The organism is Pseudomonas sp. NBRC 111133, from assembly GCF_001320605.1.
GTDB classification, from domain to species: domain Bacteria; phylum Pseudomonadota; class Gammaproteobacteria; order Pseudomonadales; family Pseudomonadaceae; genus Aquipseudomonas; species Aquipseudomonas monteilii.
Window position 1 is genome coordinate 24,717 of record NZ_BCBJ01000031.1, and the last position, 17,309, is coordinate 42,025.

Here is a 17,309-nt window from a genome sequence, read left to right on the forward strand (position 1 = left end):
TACGGGAAACGCTCCGGGGGCACCTCTGCAGGGGGCCTCGCGGATGAGCTAATCAAGGGCTGTGGCGGTACCTAAGTACAACTCAGCGGTATTTACAAACAACCATGAATGTAAGTATATTCCTTAGCAAGCTATTTATCTACCGGATAGCATCTTTTCCAGATCAAGACACTTCCACTACTCTTGAGCGTCTCCCTGCTCCAGCGACCCGAGGATCCTCATGCAATTCAAGCCAGCCGTTACCGCTCTGGTTTCCGCCGTCGCCCTGGCAACCCTGCTCAGTGGCTGTAAGAAAGAAGAAGCAGCGCCAGCGGCGCAGGCTCCTCAGGTCGGCGTCGTGACCATCCAGCCCCAAGCCTTCACCCTGACCTCGGAATTGCCGGGGCGTACCAGTGCCTACCGCATCGCCGAAGTGCGCCCGCAGGTCAACGGCATTATCCTCAAGCGCCTGTTCAAGGAAGGCAGTGAGGTCAAGGAAGGCCAGCAGCTCTACCAGATCGACCCAGCCGTGTACGAAGCCACCCTGGCCAATGCCCAGGCCAACCTGCAGGCTACCCGCTCGCTGGCTGAGCGCTACAAGCAACTGATCGACGAGCAAGCCGTTTCCAAACAGGAATACGACGACGCCAATGCCAAACGATTGCAGGCCGAGGCTTCGCTGAAAAGCGCCCAGATCGACCTGCGCTACACCAAGGTGCTGGCACCGATAAGTGGCCGTATCGGCCGTTCTTCGGTCACCGAAGGTGCGCTGGTGAGCAATGGCCAGAGCAACGCCATGGCCACCATCCAGCAGCTCGACCCGATCTACGTCGACGTCACCCAGTCCACCGCCGAGCTGCTCAAGCTGCGCCGTGACCTGGAAAGCGGCCAGTTGCAGAAGGCCGGCGACAACACCGCCTCGGTACAGCTGGTGCTGGAAGACGGCAGCCTGTTCAAGCAGGAAGGTCGCCTGGAGTTCTCCGAAGTCGCGGTCGACGAGACCACCGGCTCGGTCACCCTGCGCGCCATCTTCCCCAACCCCGACCACACCCTGCTGCCTGGCATGTTCGTGCATGCGCGGCTGAAGGCCGGTGTCAACGCCAACGCCATCCTGGCACCGCAACAGGGCGTGACCCGCGACCTCAAAGGCGCGCCGACCGCGCTGGTGGTCAACCAGGAGAACAAGGTCGAGCTGCGCCAGCTCAAAGCCAACCGTACCCTGGGCAGCGACTGGCTGATCGAGGAAGGCCTCAACCCGGGTGACCGCCTGATCACCGAAGGGCTGCAGTACGTGCGCCCGGGCGTCGAAGTGAAGGTCAGCGAAGCCACCAACGTCAAGAAGCCGGCCAGCCCTGATCAGGCCAACGCGGCGAAAGCAGACGCCAAAGCGGAGTAAACCATGTCGAAGTTCTTTATCGATCGCCCGATCTTCGCCTGGGTGATCGCCTTGGTGATCATGCTGGTCGGTGCCTTGTCGATCCTGAAGTTGCCGATCAACCAGTACCCCAGCATCGCTCCGCCGGCCATCGCCATCGCCGTGACCTACCCGGGCGCCTCGGCGCAAACCGTGCAGGACACCGTGGTACAGGTGATCGAGCAGCAGCTCAACGGTATCGACAACCTGCGTTATGTGTCGTCGGAGAGTAACTCCGACGGCAGCATGACCATTACCGCTACCTTCGAGCAAGGCACCAACGCCGACACTGCGCAGGTGCAGGTACAGAACAAGCTGAACCTGGCCACCCCGCTGCTGCCGCAAGAAGTGCAGCAGCAAGGTATCCGCGTTACCAAGGCCGTTAAAAACTTCCTGCTGGTGATCGGCCTGGTGTCCGAAGACGGCAGCATGACCAAGGACGACCTGGCCAACTACATCGTCTCCAACATGCAGGACCCGATCTCGCGTACTGCGGGCGTGGGTGACTTCCAGGTGTTCGGTGCCCAGTACGCCATGCGTATCTGGCTCGATCCGGCCAAGCTGAACAAGTTCCAGCTGACCCCGGTCGACGTCAAGACCGCCGTGGCCGCGCAGAACGTGCAGGTGTCTTCCGGTCAGCTCGGCGGCCTGCCAGCGTTGCCGGGTACCCAGCTGAACGCCACCATCATCGGCAAGACCCGTCTGCAGACTGCCGAGCAGTTCGAAAAGATCCTGCTCAAGGTCAACAGCGACGGTTCGCAGGTACGTCTGGGTGATGTCGCCCAGGTAGGCCTGGGCGGTGAAAACTACGCGGTCAGTGCCCAGTTCAACGGCAAGCCGGCCTCCGGCCTGGCGGTAAAACTGGCAACCGGCGCCAACGCCCTGGACACCGCCAAGGCGCTGCGCCAGACCATCTCCGACCTGGAACCGTTCTTCCCGCCGGGGGTGAAAGCCGTATTCCCGTATGACACCACCCCGGTGGTCACCGAATCGATCAGCGGTGTGATCCACACCCTGATCGAAGCCGTGGTCCTGGTGTTCCTGGTGATGTACCTGTTCCTGCAGAACTTCCGCGCCACCATCATCACCACCATGACCGTTCCGGTGGTGTTGCTGGGTACCTTCGGCATCCTGGCCGCTGCGGGCTTCAGCATCAACACCCTGACCATGTTCGCCATGGTCCTGGCCATCGGCTTGCTGGTGGACGACGCCATCGTCGTGGTGGAGAACGTCGAGCGGGTAATGTCCGAAGAAGGCCTGCCGCCCAAGGAAGCGACCAAGCGCTCGATGGAGCAGATCCAGGGCGCCCTGGTGGGTATTGCCCTGGTGCTGTCGGCGGTACTGCTGCCCATGGCGTTCTTCGGGGGTTCCACGGGTGTGATCTACCGGCAGTTCTCCATCACCATCGTCTCGGCCATGGGCCTGTCGGTGCTGGTGGCGCTTATCTTCACCCCGGCCCTGTGCGCCACCATGCTCAAGCCGCTGAAGAAGGGCGAGCACCATGTGGCCAAGCGTGGCTTCTTTGGCTGGTTCAACCGCAACTTCGACCGCAGCGTAACCGGCTACGAACGCAGCGTTGGTACCATCCTGCGCAACAAGGTGCCGTTCCTGCTGGCCTATGCACTGATCGTCGTTGGCATGATCTGGCTGTTCGCCCGTATTCCTACCGCCTTCCTGCCTGAGGAAGACCAAGGCGTACTGTTCGCCCAGGTACAGACCCCGGCCGGTTCCAGTGCCGAGCGTACCCAGGTGGTGGTCGACCAGATGCGTGAGTATCTGCTGAAGGAAGAAGCCGACACCGTGGCATCCGTGTTCACCGTCAACGGCTTCAACTTCGCCGGTCGCGGCCAGAGCTCGGGTATGGCGTTCATCATGCTCAAGCCTTGGGATGAGCGCTCCAAGGAGAACAGCGTGTTCGCCCTGGCCCAGCGTGCCCAGCAGCACTTCTTCACCTTCCGCGATGCCATGGTGTTCGCCTTCGCCCCGCCAGCAGTGCTCGAACTGGGTAACGCCACCGGCTTCGACGTGTTCCTGCAGGACCGCGGCGGTGTCGGCCATGAGAAGCTGATGGAAGCGCGCAACCAGTTCCTGGCCAAGGCAGCACAAAGCAAGATCCTCAGTGCCGTGCGCCCCAACGGCCTGAACGACGAGCCGCAGTACCAGCTGACCATCGATGACGAACGTGCCAGCGCCCTGGGCGTGACCATCGCCGACATCAACAACACCCTGTCGATTGCCTTGGGTGCCAGCTACGTCAACGACTTCATCGACCGTGGCCGGGTCAAGAAGGTGTACATCCAGGGCGAACCAAACTCCCGGATGAGCCCGGAAGACCTGCAGAAGTGGTATGTGCGCAATGGCGCTGGCGAGATGGTGCCGTTCTCTTCCTTCGCCAAGGGCGAGTGGACCTACGGTTCGCCCAAGCTGTCGCGCTACAACGGTGTCGAGGCAATGGAAATTCTGGGTGCACCAGCACCGGGCTACAGTACCGGTGAAGCCATGGCCGAGGTCGAGCGCATTGCTGGCGAACTGCCAAGCGGCATTGGCTTCTCCTGGACCGGCATGTCCTACGAGGAAAAACTCTCCGGCTCGCAAATGCCGGCGCTGTTCGCCCTCTCGGTACTGTTCGTGTTCCTGTGCCTGGCAGCCCTGTACGAAAGCTGGTCGATCCCGATCGCCGTGGTGCTGGTAGTACCGCTGGGTATCATCGGTGCCCTGATCGCCACCAGCCTGCGCGGTTTGTCCAACGACGTGTACTTCCTGGTCGGCCTGTTGACCACCATCGGCCTGGCAGCGAAGAACGCCATCCTGATCGTCGAGTTCGCCAAGGAGCTGCACGAGCAAGGCCGCAGCCTGTACGACGCGGCGATCGAAGCGTGCCGCATGCGTCTGCGCCCGATCATCATGACCTCGCTGGCGTTCATCCTCGGCGTGGTACCGTTGACCATCGCCAGTGGCGCCGGCGCCGGCAGCCAGCACGCCATTGGTACCGGCGTGATCGGCGGCATGATCAGTGCGACCGTGCTGGCTATCTTCTGGGTACCGCTATTCTTCGTCGCAGTGTCGTCGCTGTTCGGCAGCAAAGAGCCGGAAAAAGACGTCACCCCTGAAACTCCACGTTATGAGGCTGGGCAATGACCAAGTCTTTGTTGTCCCTGGCGGTAACCGCTTTCATTCTTGGCGGCTGCTCGCTGATTCCCGACTACCAGACCCCGGAATCGCCGGTGGCAGCGCAGTGGCCGCAAGGCCCTGCGTACTCGCCGACCCAGTCGGCAGACGTTGCCGCCGCCGAACAGGGCTGGCGCCAGTTCTTCCACGACCCGGCACTGCAGCAACTGATCCAGACCTCGCTGGTCAACAACCGCGACCTGCGCGTCGCCGCGTTGAACATTGACGCCTACCGCGCGCAATACCGCATCCAGCGTGCCGACCTGTTCCCGGCGGTTTCGGCCACCGGCAGTGGCAGCCGCCAGCGCGTGCCGGCAAACATGTCGCAAACCGGTGAATCGGGTATAACCAGCCAGTACTCGGCCACCCTGGGCGTCAGTGCCTATGAGCTGGACCTGTTTGGCCGTGTGCGCAGCCTGACCGAGCAGGCGTTGGAAACCTACCTGTCCAGCGAGCAGGCGCGCCGCTCCACGCAGATCGCCCTGGTGGCCAGCGTGGCCAACGCCTATTACACCTGGCAGGCCGATCAGGCGCTGTTCAAGCTGACCGAAGAAACGCTGAAGACCTACGAGGAAAGCTACAACCTCACCCGTCGCAGCAACGAAGTCGGCGTGGCTTCGGCACTGGATGTCAGCCAGGCGCGCACCGCCGTGGAAGGCGCCCGGGTCAAGTACTCGCAGTACCAGCGCCTGGTCGCCCAGGACGTCAACAGCCTGACCGTGTTGCTGGGCACCGGTATTCCGGCCAACCTGGCCAAGCCGCTGCAGCTCGATGCCGACCAACTGGCCGAAGTGCCAGCCGGCCTGCCGTCAGACATCCTCCAGCGTCGCCCGGACATCCAGGAAGCCGAACACCTGCTCAAGGCCGCCAACGCCAATATTGGCGCCGCCCGCGCAGCGTTCTTCCCGAGCATCAGCCTGACGGCCAACGCTGGCAGCCTGAGCCCCGACATGGGCCACCTGTTCTCGGGCGGCCAGGGCACCTGGCTGTTCCAGCCGCAGATCAACCTGCCGATCTTCAACGCCGGCAGCCTGAAGGCCAGCCTGGACTACTCGAAGATCCAGAAGGACATCAACGTCGCCAAGTACGAAAAAACCATCCAGACCGCCTTCCAGGAAGTCTCCGATGGCCTGGCGGCGCGAAAAACCTTCGAAGAGCAACTGCAGGCCCAGCGTGACCTGGTGCAGGCGAACCAGGACTACTACCGCCTGGCCGAACGCCGCTACCGCATCGGGATCGACAGCAACCTGACCTTCCTCGATGCCCAGCGCAACCTGTTTAGTGCCCAACAATCGCTGATCACCGATCGCCTGTCGCAGCTGACCAGCGAGGTCAACCTGTACAAAGCACTTGGTGGTGGCTGGTATGAGCAGACCGGGCAGGCCAACCAGCAGGCATCGGTAGATGTACCGAAAAGCTGACTCATGGTGTAACAGCATCAGGCCCACCCTTGCGGTGGGCCTTTTGTTTGCCGGAGGAAATTAATTAACCAACCGGAACATTCCGTTCGATTATCGCCCCATTCCGTTTGCGGCGAATTGCCTCACCCCCGCACAACCCCGCACCATCCCCTCACGCAACGTTGCCCAAGTTCATCCAAAAGACCCGCACCTGCAGGCTCGATCCAGCAGTGCACCGGCTCGCCCCATAAAAACAAGAGATCCACGACAGATGAGCACTTTGCAACCCGCACGCCAGCTGCTGCCCGGCCTGTTGGCCATGTCCTGCGCCTTCCCGCTGTTCGCCGCCGAAGGCGGTTTCATGGAGGACGCCAAGGCCACCCTCAACCTGCGCAACTTCTACATCAACCGCAACTTCGTCGACCCCGCCCACCCGCAGGCCAAGGCCGAAGAATGGACACAAAGCTTCATTCTCGACGCCCGCTCCGGCTTCACCCAGGGCACCGTCGGTTTCGGCGTGGACGTCCTAGGCATGTATTCGGTCAAGCTTGACGGCGGCAAAGGCACCACCAACACGCACCTGCTGCCCGTGCATGATGACGGCCGCCCAGCTGATGACTTCGGCCGACTGGGTGTGGCGCTGAAAGCCAAGCTGTCCGAAACCGAGCTGAAAGTCGGTGAGTGGATGCCGGTACTGCCCATCCTGCGCTCGGACGATGGGCGCTCGCTGCCACAGACCTTCCGCGGCGGCCAGCTGACCTCGAAGGAAATCGCCGGCCTGACCTTGTACGCCGGCCAGTTCCGCGGCAACAGTCCGCGTAACGACGCCAGCATGGAAGACATGTCGATGAACGGCAAAGGCGGGTTCACCTCCGACCGTTTCAACTTCGGCGGCGGTGAGTACACCTTCAACGATAAGCGCACCATGGTTGGCCTGTGGGATGCCCAGCTCAAGGACATCTACCGCCAGCAATACCTCAACCTGACGCACAGCCAACCGCTGGGCGACTGGAGCCTGGGTGCCAACCTGGGCTACTTCATCGGCAAGGAAGACGGTGCCGAACGCGCCGGCAAACTGGACAACCGCACCGCCTCGGCCATGCTCTCGGCGCGCTACCAAGGCCACACCTTCTACGTCGGCCTGCAAAAGGTCAGCGGCGACAATGCCTGGATGCGGGTCAACGGCACCAGTGGCGGCACCTTGGCCAACGACAGCTACAACTCCAGCTTCGACAATGCCAAGGAACGCTCCTGGCAGGTTCGCCATGACTTCAACTTCGCCACCGTTGGCGTGCCTGGGTTGACGTTGATGAACCGCTACATCAAGGGTGACAACGTCACCGTGGGCAGCGTGGATGATGGCAAGGAGTGGGCACGGGAGACCGAACTGGCGTACGTGGTGCAGTCGGGCAGCTTCAAGGACCTGTCGGTGAAATGGCGCAACTCCACCATGCGCCGGGACTTCAGCACCAACGCGTTCGATGAGAACCGGTTGATTGTGAGTTACCCGCTGAATCTCCTTTAAGTTCTTCGCGGGCGCGCCCGCGAAGAGGCCAGATGTTCAATTAAATAACTTTAAGCTATAAACAAATCTAAAAACCTTCTTTGACGACATAATCTGTAACAGCTTGAATAGGCCCCTGCCCCCCGCCCCAGAGCCGTGACATGGACCTCCGCCAGCTGCGCTACTTCATCGCCCTTACCGAATACCGCAGTTTCGTCCGTGCCGCCGAGGCCATGGGCATCACCCAACCCGCCTTCAGCCGTGCCATCCAAGGTCTGGAACACACCTTCGGCTGCCCGCTGGTCGACCGCGCCAGCAAAGCCCTGCCCCCTACACCCGAAGGTCTGGTGGTACTGCAACATGCCCGTCGGTTGGTTCAAGGCGCCGCGCAGCTGAGCAACGAAGTGCTGCAAATGACCAAGCTCGACGCCGGCGAGTTGCACTTCGGCAGCGGCCCAGCCCTGGCCGTGCGCCTGGTGCCCGACGCTCTGCGCCACTTCATCGAGCGCCATCCCGGTATCCGCACTTCCCTGCTGGTAGACAACAGCGAACGCCTCGGTCAGGCCTTGCGCCGCGAGCAGATCGAGTTTTTCGTGGATGATATCCGCCCGTTCGAAGCCGACCCCAACTTCCACACCGAGCCCCTGTCACCACGCCCAGGGCTGTTCTTTTGCCGCCCGGGCCATCCGCTGCTGGCCAAGGACAGCCTGTCGACCAACGACCTGTTCAGCTACCCGCTGGCCAGCGCCCTGCTCGCCCCCGGTGTGCGCAAGCGCCTGGCCAACCTAAGCGGGCGCAGCGACTTCACCCCGCACTTGCAAACCGAGCACCTGGCAGTACTGCGCAGCGTTGTGCAGACCAGCGATGCCATCGGTACCGCCAGCGAAGAGGCCGTGGCCGAAGACCTGGCCGCCGGCACACTGGTGCGCCTGCACTGGCGCAACCTGCCACCGGCGCTGGAGGTACTGAGCGTGCGCTGTGGAATAGTCAGTCGCAGTGGCTATCGGCTGTCGCCAGCGGCGCGGGCGATGATCGAGACACTAGTAGGGCTGGATATGCCAGTGCAGGCTGCCGCCATTCGCTGAGCTGATGATGCTGTTAGCTGCGGGCTATCCTGTTCACTATCAGGCAACACAAAGCTGAACAGGGAGGCACAACAATGAAAAACCTCGTCGACCACCTGAGCCAATACGCCAGCTACCACCGGGATCCACGCAACATTGCCACCCACTTCGTCGGCATCCCCATGATCGTGCTGGCCGTCACCATCTTGCTATCGCGCCCTGGCTGGGAGGTGGCCGGCATGTGGCTATCCCCTGCCCTGCTGGCCGCTGCGGCCTCGGTATGGTTCTACCTGCGTCTGGACCTGCGCTTCGGGCTGGTGATGGGCTTGTTGCTGGGGCTGTGCCTGTGGGTAGGCCAGGTGCTGGCAATGCAGACCACAATGCTGTGGCTAAGCGCCGGGCTGGGGGCATTCGTGCTGGGCTGGATCATCCAGTTCGTCGGCCATTACTACGAAGGCCGTAAACCGGCCTTTGTCGACGATGTCAGCGGCCTGATCATCGGGCCGCTGTTCGTGGTGGCAGAAGCTGCGTTCATGCTGGGCCTGTGCCCGGCCTTGAAGTCGGCCGTGGAAACCTCTGCAGGGCCGGTCAGGCTTCAGCAATAACGCTTACTGGCGAGATTCTACGCCCAGCTCGTCCCACACCGACTCCGCCAGGTGGAAGGTGGCGTTTGCCGCCGGGATGCCGCAGTAGATCGCGCTTTGCATCAGCACTTCCTTGATCTCGTCGCGGGTCACGCCGTTGTTGGCTGCCGCGCGCAAGTGAAGTTTCAGCTCGTCGTTGCGGTTCATGCCGATCAGCATGGCGATGGTGATCAGGCTGCGGGTATGGCGCGGCAGGCCCGGGCGGGTCCAGATATCACCCCAGGCATGGCGGGTGATCATCTCCTGGAATTCGCCGTTGAAGTCGTTGAGCTTCTCCAGGCTGCGGTCCACATGGGCATCGCCCAGCACCGCGCGGCGCACTTGCATGCCGGCGTCGTAACGTTGTTTCTCGTCCATGGCGTTGTCCTCAGTGAGCCAGCAGGAAGTCGAGCACGCGGCGGCTGAAGGCCTCACCGATTTCGACGTTCGACAGGTGTGCGGCGGGGAAGTCGACGTACTCGGCACCGTTGATACCGGCCTGCATGAAGCGGCCATGCTCAGGGGTGGTCACCACGTCTTCGGTACCGGCAACGATCAGCGCCGGCACCTGGATGCGGCCCAGTTGCTCACGGTAATCGGCATCACGCACCGCTGCACAGTTGCCGGCATAGCCTTGCGGGCTGGTTTGCGCCAGCATCTGGCAGATGCGCTGGGCCTGCGCGGGCTGGGCCTGGGCGAAGCCTGGGGTGAACCAACGGGCGATGGACGCATCGCGCAGGTCGACCATGGCCTGCTGGCCGCCTTTGAGCACGGTGTCGATACGGGTGTTCCACACCTCGTCGTTGGCAATCTTGGCGGCAGTGTTGCACAGGGTCAGGCTGTGCAGGCGATCACCGGCGTTGATGCCCAGCCACTGGCCGATCAAGCCGCCCATCGACAGGCCGACGAAGTGCGCTTTCTGAATGTCCAGACCATCGAGCAGGGCCAGCACGTCCCGCCCCAGTTGCTCGATGCTGTAGGGGCCTTCAGTGACCAGCGAGGCACCGTGGCCACGGGTGTCGTAGCGCAGCACCCGGAAGTGCTGGCTCCACAGTGGAATCTGGGTGTCCCACATGCCCAGGTCAGTGCCCAGCGAGTTGGACAGGACGAGTACCGGGGCGTTTTCCGGGCCATCGATCTGGTAGTTCAAAACGCCATCGGCCAGTTGCAAGTGCGCCACAGCGGTCTCCTTCAGGCAGTGAAATGTTGATGTTCGGTCACGGCGCGCGCCACCCAGACGCGCGCCTGGCCCAGGTAATGGGCAGGGTCGAGCAGGCGATCAAGTTCTTCGGCAGACAGCTCGGCACTGACCTGCGGTTCGTCACCCAGCACGGCACGCAAGTGACGCTGTTCGGCCACGGCGCGCTGGCAGCATTGCTCCAGCAGGTGGTGGGCACGGTCGCGGCCCAGACGCTGGGCCAGCACGATGCTCACCGCTTCGGCCAGCACCAGGCCTTGGGTAAGATCGAGGTTACGGCGCATGCGCGCTGCATCCACCTCCATGCCCTCGGCAATGACCTGGGCCTGGCGCAGCGCGCCGGAAACCAGGCAGCAGATATCCGGCAGGGTTTCCCACTCGGCATGCCACAGGCCCAGGCTGCGCTCGTGTTCCTGGGGCATGGCGGCGAACAGCGTCGACACCAGGCCCGGCACACGGGTGGCGGCGCCGATCAGCACGGCAGCGCCCACCGGGTTGCGCTTGTGCGGCATGGTGGACGAACCGCCCTTGCCTGGCGCGGAAGGCTCGAACACCTCCCCCGCCTCGGTCTGCATCAGCAAGCTGACATCGCGGCCGAACTTGCCCAGGCTGCCGGCCACCAGGCCCAGCACCGAGGCAAACTCCACCAGGCGGTCGCGCTGGGTGTGCCAGGGTTGCTCCGGCAGCGTCAGCTTCAACTGTTCCGCCAGGGCCTCGGCCACCGGCATCGCCTTGCTGCCCAAGGCCGCCAGGCTGCCCGAAGCACCGCCGAACTGCAGCACCAGCAGGCGCGGGCGCAGTTCCTGCAGGCGCTGGCGGTGGCGGGTCAAGGCACCCAATACGCCAGCCAGTTTCATGCCCAGGGTCACCGGGGTGGCATGCTGCAACCAAGTGCGGCCTACCAGTGGGGTATCAGCATGCTTCAAGGCTTGCTGCGACAGGGTATCGGCCAGCTTGCCAAGGTCGGCTTCGATCAGGTCGAGGGCATTGCGCAGCTGCAAGATCAGCCCGGTGTCCATCGCATCCTGGCTGGTCGCGCCCAGGTGCACATAGCGCTCGGCCTCGGGCACGCCGCTGGCAATCACCCTGCCCAACGCCTTCACCAGCGGGATTGCCGAGTTCCCCGCGGTGGCGATGGCATTGGCCAGCGCGCCAACATCATAGCGCTCGGCCTGGCAAGCGGCCTCGATGGCGGCCACGGCGCTATGCGGCACCAGACCGGCAGCGGCTTCGGCACGGGCCAGCGCAGCTTCGAAATCGAGCATGCCCTGCAAGCGGCCATGGTCGGAGAAGATCTCACGCATGGCCGGCGCGGTGAAATAGGCGTCGAACAGTTGGTTGGTCATGCCACGTCCTTAATCATCGTGGTGCAGGTACGCCGCCTGCTTCGGCAGGCGCAGGCTGAACAGGAAGGCAATCGCCATCATGGCCGTCACGTACCAGTAGAAAGTGTTTTCCATACCCAGGGTCTTCAGGCCCAGGGCGACGTACTCGGCAGAGCCGCCGAATGCCGCGTTGGCCACTGCATAGGCCAGGCCCACACCCAGCGCACGCACCTGCGGCGGGAACATCTCGGCCTTCACCAGGCCGCTGATCGAGGTGTAGAAACTGACGATACACAACGCCAGGCTGATCAGTACAAAGGCCATGAACGGGCTGGTCACCGTTTTCAGCGCCATCAGCAGCGGCACGGTGCACAGGGTACCGAGCGCCCCGAACAGCAGCATCGAATTACGCCGGCCGATGCGATCGGACAGCATGCCGAAGAACGGCTGCAGCACCATGAACAGGAACAACGCACCGGTCATCACGTAGCTGGCGTTTTTTGCCGTCATGCCGGCCGTGTTCACCAGGTATTTCTGCATGTAAGTGGTGAAGGTGTAGAAGATCAGTGAACCACCCGCGGTATAGCCAAGCACGGTCACAAAGGCCGCGGCGTGATTGCGGAACAGGCCCTTGATGGTGCCGGCGTCCTTGTCCTGACGGGTTTCGGCGCTGCTGGTTTCGTGCAGCGAGCGGCGCAGCATCAGCGAGATCAGCGCCGCAATGGCGCCAACCACGAACGGAATACGCCAGCCCCAGGCACGCAGCTCGTCTTCTGTGAGCAACTGTTGCAAGATCACCACCACCAGCACCGCCAGCAACTGGCCGCCGATCAGGGTGACGTACTGGAACGAAGCAAAAAAGCCGCGCTGACCGCGCAACGCCACTTCACTCATGTAGGTGGCAGTGGTGCCGTATTCGCCGCCCACCGACAGCCCCTGGATCAGGCGGGCCAGCAACAACAGCGCTGGCGCCCAGGTACCGATGCTGGCGTAAGTGGGCAGGCAGGCGATCATCAGGGAGCCGAAGCACATCATCAGCACCGAGATCATCAGGGAATTCTTGCGACCATGGCGGTCAGCGAGGCGGCCGAAGATCCAGCCACCGATTGGGCGCATCAAAAAGCCTGCGGCGAAAACACCTGCCGTGTTCAACAGCTGCACGGTAGGGTCGTCAGAAGGGAAGAAGGCCGGGGCAAAGTAGATCGCGCAGAACGCGTAGACGTAGAAGTCGAACCATTCCACCAGGTTGCCTGATGAGGCACCGACAATAGCGAAGATGCGCTTGCTGCGTTCTTCGCCGGTGTAATAGGTTGAGGTCATGACGGTTTTACTCCTAGAGGGTCCCAGGTAAGTCTAGACATACCTGGTAACACACTCGTTCCGCTCTCTGGCTGGCAATTGGCCTTGTGTCTAACAAGACCGACCTCTTCGCGGGCAAGCCCGCTCCCACGGGTTTTCGTTGTGCAGTGGGCAACAATCATCCTGTGGGAGCGGGCTTGCCCGCGAAGAGGCCGGTACAGGTCAAACCCGCTCGATAGCCAAAGCCAGACCCTGGCCAACCCCTACACACATGGTTGCCAGGCCCTTGCGCCCACCACTCTTCTCCAGCTGGTGCAGTGCCGTCAGCACCAGGCGCGCACCGCTCATGCCCAGCGGGTGGCCCAGGGCGATTGCACCGCCATTAGGGTTCACCTGCGGCGCGTCATCGGCCACACCCAGCTCACGCAGCACCGCCAGGCCTTGGCTGGCAAAGGCTTCGTTCAGTTCGATCACATCGAAATCATTGACTGCCACACCCAGGCGTTCGGTCAGCTTGCGTACCGCCGGCACCGGGCCTATGCCCATTACCCGTGGGGCGACACCGCCACTGGCCATGCCCAGAACGCGGGCGCGTGGGGTCAGGCCGTGCTTCTTCACCGCTTCAGCCGACGCCAGGATCAGCGCCGCAGCACCATCGTTCACGCCCGAGGCATTGCCAGCGGTCACTGTCTTGTCCGGGCCGTTGACCGGCTTGAGCTTGGTCAGGGCTTCCAGTGTGGTGTCCGGGCGCAGGTGTTCGTCACGCTCGACGATGGTTTCGCCTTTCTTGTGCGCAATGCGCACCGGCACGATTTCTTCGGCGAAGAAACCGGCGGCCTGGGCGGCTGCCGCTTTCTGCTGGCTGCGCAGGGCGAACGCATCCTGGTCAGCACGCGAAACCTGATAATCGTCGGCCACGTTGTCGGCGGTTTCCGGCATGGAGTCCACGCCATACTGGCTCTTCATCAGCGGGTTGATGAAACGCCAGCCGATGGTGGTGTCTTCCAGCTTCATGTTGCGCGAATAGCCGCTTTCGGCCTTGCCCATGACGAACGGGGCACGCGACATCGACTCGACGCCACCGGCAATCGCCAGCTCCATTTCGCCGCTGGCGATGGCGCGGAAGGCAGTGCCGATGGCATCCATGCCCGACGCGCACAGGCGGTTCAGGGTAACACCCGGGATGCTATCGGGCAGGCCGGCCAGCAGCAGCGCCATGCGCGCCACGTTACGGTTGTCTTCACCGGCCTGGTTGGCGCAGCCGAAGAACACTTCGTCAACTTGATCCCACTGTACGCTCGGGTTGCGTTCGATCAGCGCCTTCAGCGGCACGGCAGCCAGGTCGTCGGCACGCACGCCGGCCAGGGCGCCGCCGAAGCGGCCGATCGGGGTGCGGATGGCGTCACAGATAAATACGTCGCGCATTAAGCTTCTCCTGCGGTACGGGCTTCGAGGTCACGCAGGGCGGACGGCTCGACTTCAGTGGTTCGGGGGTGGTCTGCTGGAGGCTACTGGTCAGGGTGCTTCAGTGAGCTCAGATTAAGGAGACTGACAGGTTGCTTACAATCCGATAATCGACTATTTGTGCGATTATCGAACCATTTGTTGCAAACCTACCGATCCCCTTCTTGCCCTTTACCGGCCTCAGGTCGCGTCTGCGTGGCTCACCAGCCCTTTCACGATCACGCCCACGGTCGCCAGCGCCGCCGGCACCAGCAATGCCGTCAGCACCTGCTCGAAGTTCCAGCCCAGGCCCAGCAGCGTTGCGCCACTCCAGGCCCCGAGAATCGCGCCAAAGCGGCCAATGCCCAGCATCCACGATACACCCGTGGCCCGGCCTTGGGTCGGGTAGAAGCGTGCCGCCAGCGAAGGCATTGCCGACTGCGCGCCGTTCACGCACATACCCGCAATCAGTACCAGCGTGGCCAACACGGTAATGTTGCCCAGGCTCTGCCCCACGGCGTAAGCAAACACCCCGGCCAGCAGGTAGAAAATACCGATGACCTTGTGCGGGTTGAAACGGTCCATGGCCCAACCCACGCCGACCGCACTGAGCACACCACCAAACTGGAACAGCGCACCGATGAACGCGGCCTGCTCCATACTCGCACCGCTGTCTCGCATCAGGGTTGGCAGCCAGCTGGTCAGCAGGTAGACGATGACCAGGCCCATGAAGTACGTCAGCCACAGCAGCAGGGTGCCCAGGCCATAAGTGCCGGAGAAGATCACCGCAAACACGTTGCGTGCGGCCACGGCCTTTTGTTCCGGTACGGTGAAGCTGCCGGCCTCGGCCACCACCTGTGGCGCGATGGGCGACAGGGTCTTGCGCACCTTGTCGGTGCCTCGGTTGCGTACCACCAGGAACCGCGCCGACTCCGGCAGCCAGACCATCAGCACCAACGCCAGTAGCAGCGGCAGGACCCCACCGATAACCAGCAGGCTGTGCCAGCCGTAGGCCGGGATCATCTTGGCAGAAATGAAACCACCACCCGCCATGCCCAGGTTGAAACCACAGAACATGCTGGTGACCAGCAACGACTTGAGGCGCTCAGGGGTGTATTCGGACAGCAGCGTGGTCGCGTTGGGCATACCGGCACCAAGGCCCAGGCCCGTCAGAAAGCGCAGTACCAGCAACTGGTCGACGTTGGTGGCATAGGCCGAAGCCAGGCTGAAACCGCCGAACACCAGCACCGCGCCCACCAGAACACCTTTACGGCCGAAACGGTCAGCCAGCGGCCCGGAACCCAGGGCGCCGAACACCATGCCGATCAATGCGGCACTCATGACCGGGCCAAGGCTGGCACGGTCGATCCCCCACTCCTGCGACAGGGCCGGGGCGATGAAGCCCATGGCGGCAGTGTCCAGGCCATCGAGGAAGACGATCAGGAAGCACAACAGCACAACCCGCCACTGATAGCGGGACAGCGGCTGCTGATTGATGAACGACTGAACGTCGAGGCTTTTGCCGACGTTATTTTGCGCTTGGTTCATTGTTGTTATCCAGAATGTAGGGCACAGCCAGACCACTGCACACGGGCAACCGGCACAGAGGGCGATGAGTGGGGAATATGGCCTGCGTCAGCCTGGATACAACGGTACTGCGCGCGGGTGCGGCCGCGGCAGCGAGGGGACAGTATTCATGTTATGTGCCTCTTATGTTTTTCTTGTTCGGTAGGCAGGGCCGACCGTTGCGAGAAACATTAATCAGCGGGCGCAGGTGAAGCAATTCACCCGTAACGACACTGTGCGTTTATCGCACAGGAAACGGTTTTGCCTGTTCTATTTTGGGGCCGCCTTGCGGCCCCGCCAATTTCAACCAAACAACTGATGGCAAAGGTCGCGGCTGGCAGCGAGCAAAATCGGCAAGAAGCGCTGCTCCAACTCACTGCGCGTTACACGCCCTACGTGGGTACTCACGTTCAACGCCGCCAACACCTGCCCCGAAGCGTCATACACCGGCACCGCAATCGATCGCAGCCCCTGCTCCAGCTCCTGGTCCACCACGCACCATCCCTGGGCGCGCACCTGCTGGATGCAGGCGAACAACGATTCAGGGTCATGCAGGGTACGGCTGGTGCGCGCTTTCAGGTCGGCACGCTCCAGGTACTCGCGCAGGCTGGTGTCGTCCAGGGCCGCCAGCAGAATGCGCCCCATCGACGTGCAGTAGGCCGGCAGGCGCCCTCCCACCGACAGGTCGACCGAAATCAGCCGCTCCACCGTGGCCGAACGGGCTATATAAAGGATGTCGTCACCTTCGAGCGTGGCCATGTTGGCCGCCTCGTGCAACTGGTCGCTGATGCGGTCCAGGTATGGCTGGGCAGAAATCGCCAGCGGTGTCGACGACAGGTAGGCATGCCCCAGGGTCAGCACTTTGGGCAGCAGCGAATAGGTACGCCCGTCGGTGGTGGCGTAACCCAGCTTGATCAACGTATGCAGGCAACGGCGCACCGCTGCACGAGGGATTTCCGTACGGTGGCTGATCTGGGCGATGGTCAGGTGGCGCTTGCGCTCCTGGAACGCCTGGATCACGGCCAGGCCACGTGCCAGGGAGGTCATGAAGTCCGGGTCGCCGGTAAAGGCCTGGATGCGCTTGGCAGGAGAAGCCACGATCGGGGGCGCCATGGCAGCCGAAGCAGGCCGTGCTACCTCCGGATTGCCCGAATCGTTGCCCAGGGTTTCGTCACTCATCGCACACCTCAAAAAAAACGCCGGTTCGTGCGATTATCGAACAAACGGCCGATAATCGCAATTGACCGCCGACACTTTTGCTTATACCTTTCTCATGCCACTTGTGGCTTCTTTGGAGAGACTGGTCAGGTACCCACCGTAGAAGTC

At 62.6% G+C, this 17,309-nt stretch carries 13 protein-coding genes; 6 read left to right on the forward strand and 7 right to left on the reverse strand.

The window, feature by feature from the left end:
- The first annotated feature begins 220 nt into the window (after window positions 1-220).
- The 6 genes from ttgA to APH36_RS06550 all read left to right on the forward strand — a co-directional run bounded on the left by ttgA (window position 221) and on the right by APH36_RS06550 (window position 9,134).
- Window positions 221-1,375, forward strand: a complete 1,155-nt coding sequence (ttgA, locus tag APH36_RS06525; RefSeq protein WP_060497964.1) for a toluene efflux RND transporter periplasmic adaptor subunit TtgA — start codon at window positions 221-223, stop codon at window positions 1,373-1,375.
- A 3-nt stretch (window positions 1,376-1,378) separates the two neighbouring features.
- Window positions 1,379-4,531 carry a multidrug efflux RND transporter permease subunit TtgB gene (gene ttgB / locus APH36_RS06530; protein ID WP_060497965.1) on the forward strand — a complete coding sequence of 1,051 codons (3,153 nt, stop codon included), beginning with the start codon at window positions 1,379-1,381 and terminating at the stop codon, window positions 4,529-4,531.
- Complete coding sequence (locus APH36_RS06535; protein ID WP_060497966.1) at window positions 4,528-5,982, forward strand: AdeC/AdeK/OprM family multidrug efflux complex outer membrane factor; 1,455 nt, start codon at window positions 4,528-4,530, stop codon at window positions 5,980-5,982. The genes ttgB and APH36_RS06535 overlap by 4 nt, the downstream gene beginning before the upstream one ends.
- Before the next feature lie 250 nt (window positions 5,983-6,232).
- Window positions 6,233-7,486 carry an OprD family porin gene (locus APH36_RS06540; protein WP_060497967.1) on the forward strand — a complete coding sequence of 418 codons (1,254 nt, stop codon included), beginning with the start codon at window positions 6,233-6,235 and terminating at the stop codon, window positions 7,484-7,486.
- 140 nt (window positions 7,487-7,626) lie between these two features.
- Window positions 7,627-8,550, forward strand: coding sequence for a LysR family transcriptional regulator (locus APH36_RS06545; RefSeq protein WP_060497968.1), 924 nt, complete (start codon window positions 7,627-7,629; stop codon window positions 8,548-8,550).
- 74 nt (window positions 8,551-8,624) lie between these two features.
- The gene (locus APH36_RS06550) at window positions 8,625-9,134 is read left to right on the forward strand and encodes a DUF962 domain-containing protein (RefSeq protein ID WP_060497969.1); all 510 of its coding nucleotides are present in this window, start codon (window positions 8,625-8,627) and stop codon (window positions 9,132-9,134) included.
- Window positions 9,135-9,137: 3 nt separating this feature from the next.
- Here the strand turns inward: APH36_RS06550 and pcaC are convergent, their stop codons facing one another.
- The 7 genes from pcaC to pcaR form a co-directional block, all read right to left on the reverse strand.
- A complete protein-coding gene (pcaC, locus tag APH36_RS06555; protein ID WP_010952489.1) occupies window positions 9,138-9,530 on the reverse strand; it encodes a 4-carboxymuconolactone decarboxylase in 393 nt (130 codons plus the stop codon).
- A gap of 10 nt (window positions 9,531-9,540) precedes the next feature.
- On the reverse strand, window positions 9,541-10,332 hold the full coding sequence (gene pcaD, locus APH36_RS06560; RefSeq protein ID WP_016713638.1) for a 3-oxoadipate enol-lactonase: 792 nt from the start codon (window positions 10,330-10,332) through the stop codon (window positions 9,541-9,543).
- Between the two features lie 11 nt (window positions 10,333-10,343).
- Window positions 10,344-11,696 carry a 3-carboxy-cis,cis-muconate cycloisomerase gene (locus APH36_RS06565; protein WP_060497970.1) on the reverse strand — a complete coding sequence of 451 codons (1,353 nt, stop codon included), beginning with the start codon at window positions 11,694-11,696 and terminating at the stop codon, window positions 10,344-10,346.
- 9 nt (window positions 11,697-11,705) lie between these two features.
- The gene (locus APH36_RS06570) at window positions 11,706-12,995 is read right to left on the reverse strand and encodes an MFS family transporter (RefSeq protein WP_025753926.1); all 1,290 of its coding nucleotides are present in this window, start codon (window positions 12,993-12,995) and stop codon (window positions 11,706-11,708) included.
- Between the two features lie 201 nt (window positions 12,996-13,196).
- Window positions 13,197-14,399 carry a 3-oxoadipyl-CoA thiolase gene (gene pcaF, locus APH36_RS06575; RefSeq protein ID WP_016713635.1) on the reverse strand — a complete coding sequence of 401 codons (1,203 nt, stop codon included), beginning with the start codon at window positions 14,397-14,399 and terminating at the stop codon, window positions 13,197-13,199.
- A 219-nt stretch (window positions 14,400-14,618) separates the two neighbouring features.
- Complete coding sequence (locus tag APH36_RS06580) at window positions 14,619-15,965, reverse strand: MFS transporter (RefSeq protein ID WP_060497971.1); 1,347 nt, start codon at window positions 15,963-15,965, stop codon at window positions 14,619-14,621.
- Window positions 15,966-16,286: 321 nt separating this feature from the next.
- Entirely contained in the window at window positions 16,287-17,162 is an 876-nt protein-coding gene (gene pcaR / locus APH36_RS06585) for a pca regulon transcriptional regulator PcaR (RefSeq protein ID WP_016713633.1), read from the reverse strand.
- Between the last annotated feature and the right edge of the window lie 147 nt (window positions 17,163-17,309).

Excerpts from the sequence above, each read along its gene's own strand:
- ttgA (WP_060497964.1), top strand. The coding sequence starts at position 221 with ATGCAATTCAAGCCAGCCGTTACCGCTCTGGTTTCCGCCGTCGCCCTG.
- ttgB (WP_060497965.1), top strand. The coding sequence starts at position 1,379 with ATGTCGAAGTTCTTTATCGATCGCCCGATCTTCGCCTGGGTGATCGCC.
- APH36_RS06535 (WP_060497966.1), top strand. The coding sequence starts at position 4,528 with ATGACCAAGTCTTTGTTGTCCCTGGCGGTAACCGCTTTCATTCTTGGC.
- APH36_RS06540 (WP_060497967.1), top strand. The coding sequence starts at position 6,233 with ATGAGCACTTTGCAACCCGCACGCCAGCTGCTGCCCGGCCTGTTGGCC.
- APH36_RS06545 (WP_060497968.1), top strand. The coding sequence starts at position 7,627 with ATGGACCTCCGCCAGCTGCGCTACTTCATCGCCCTTACCGAATACCGC.
- APH36_RS06550 (WP_060497969.1), top strand. The coding sequence starts at position 8,625 with ATGAAAAACCTCGTCGACCACCTGAGCCAATACGCCAGCTACCACCGG.
- pcaC (WP_010952489.1), bottom strand. The coding sequence starts at position 9,530 with ATGGACGAGAAACAACGTTACGACGCCGGCATGCAAGTGCGCCGCGCG.
- APH36_RS06565 (WP_060497970.1), bottom strand. The coding sequence starts at position 11,696 with ATGACCAACCAACTGTTCGACGCCTATTTCACCGCGCCGGCCATGCGT.
- APH36_RS06570 (WP_025753926.1), bottom strand. The coding sequence starts at position 12,995 with ATGACCTCAACCTATTACACCGGCGAAGAACGCAGCAAGCGCATCTTC.
- pcaF (WP_016713635.1), bottom strand. The coding sequence starts at position 14,399 with ATGCGCGACGTATTTATCTGTGACGCCATCCGCACCCCGATCGGCCGC.
- APH36_RS06580 (WP_060497971.1), bottom strand. The coding sequence starts at position 15,965 with ATGAACCAAGCGCAAAATAACGTCGGCAAAAGCCTCGACGTTCAGTCG.
- pcaR (WP_016713633.1), bottom strand. The coding sequence starts at position 17,162 with ATGAGTGACGAAACCCTGGGCAACGATTCGGGCAATCCGGAGGTAGCA.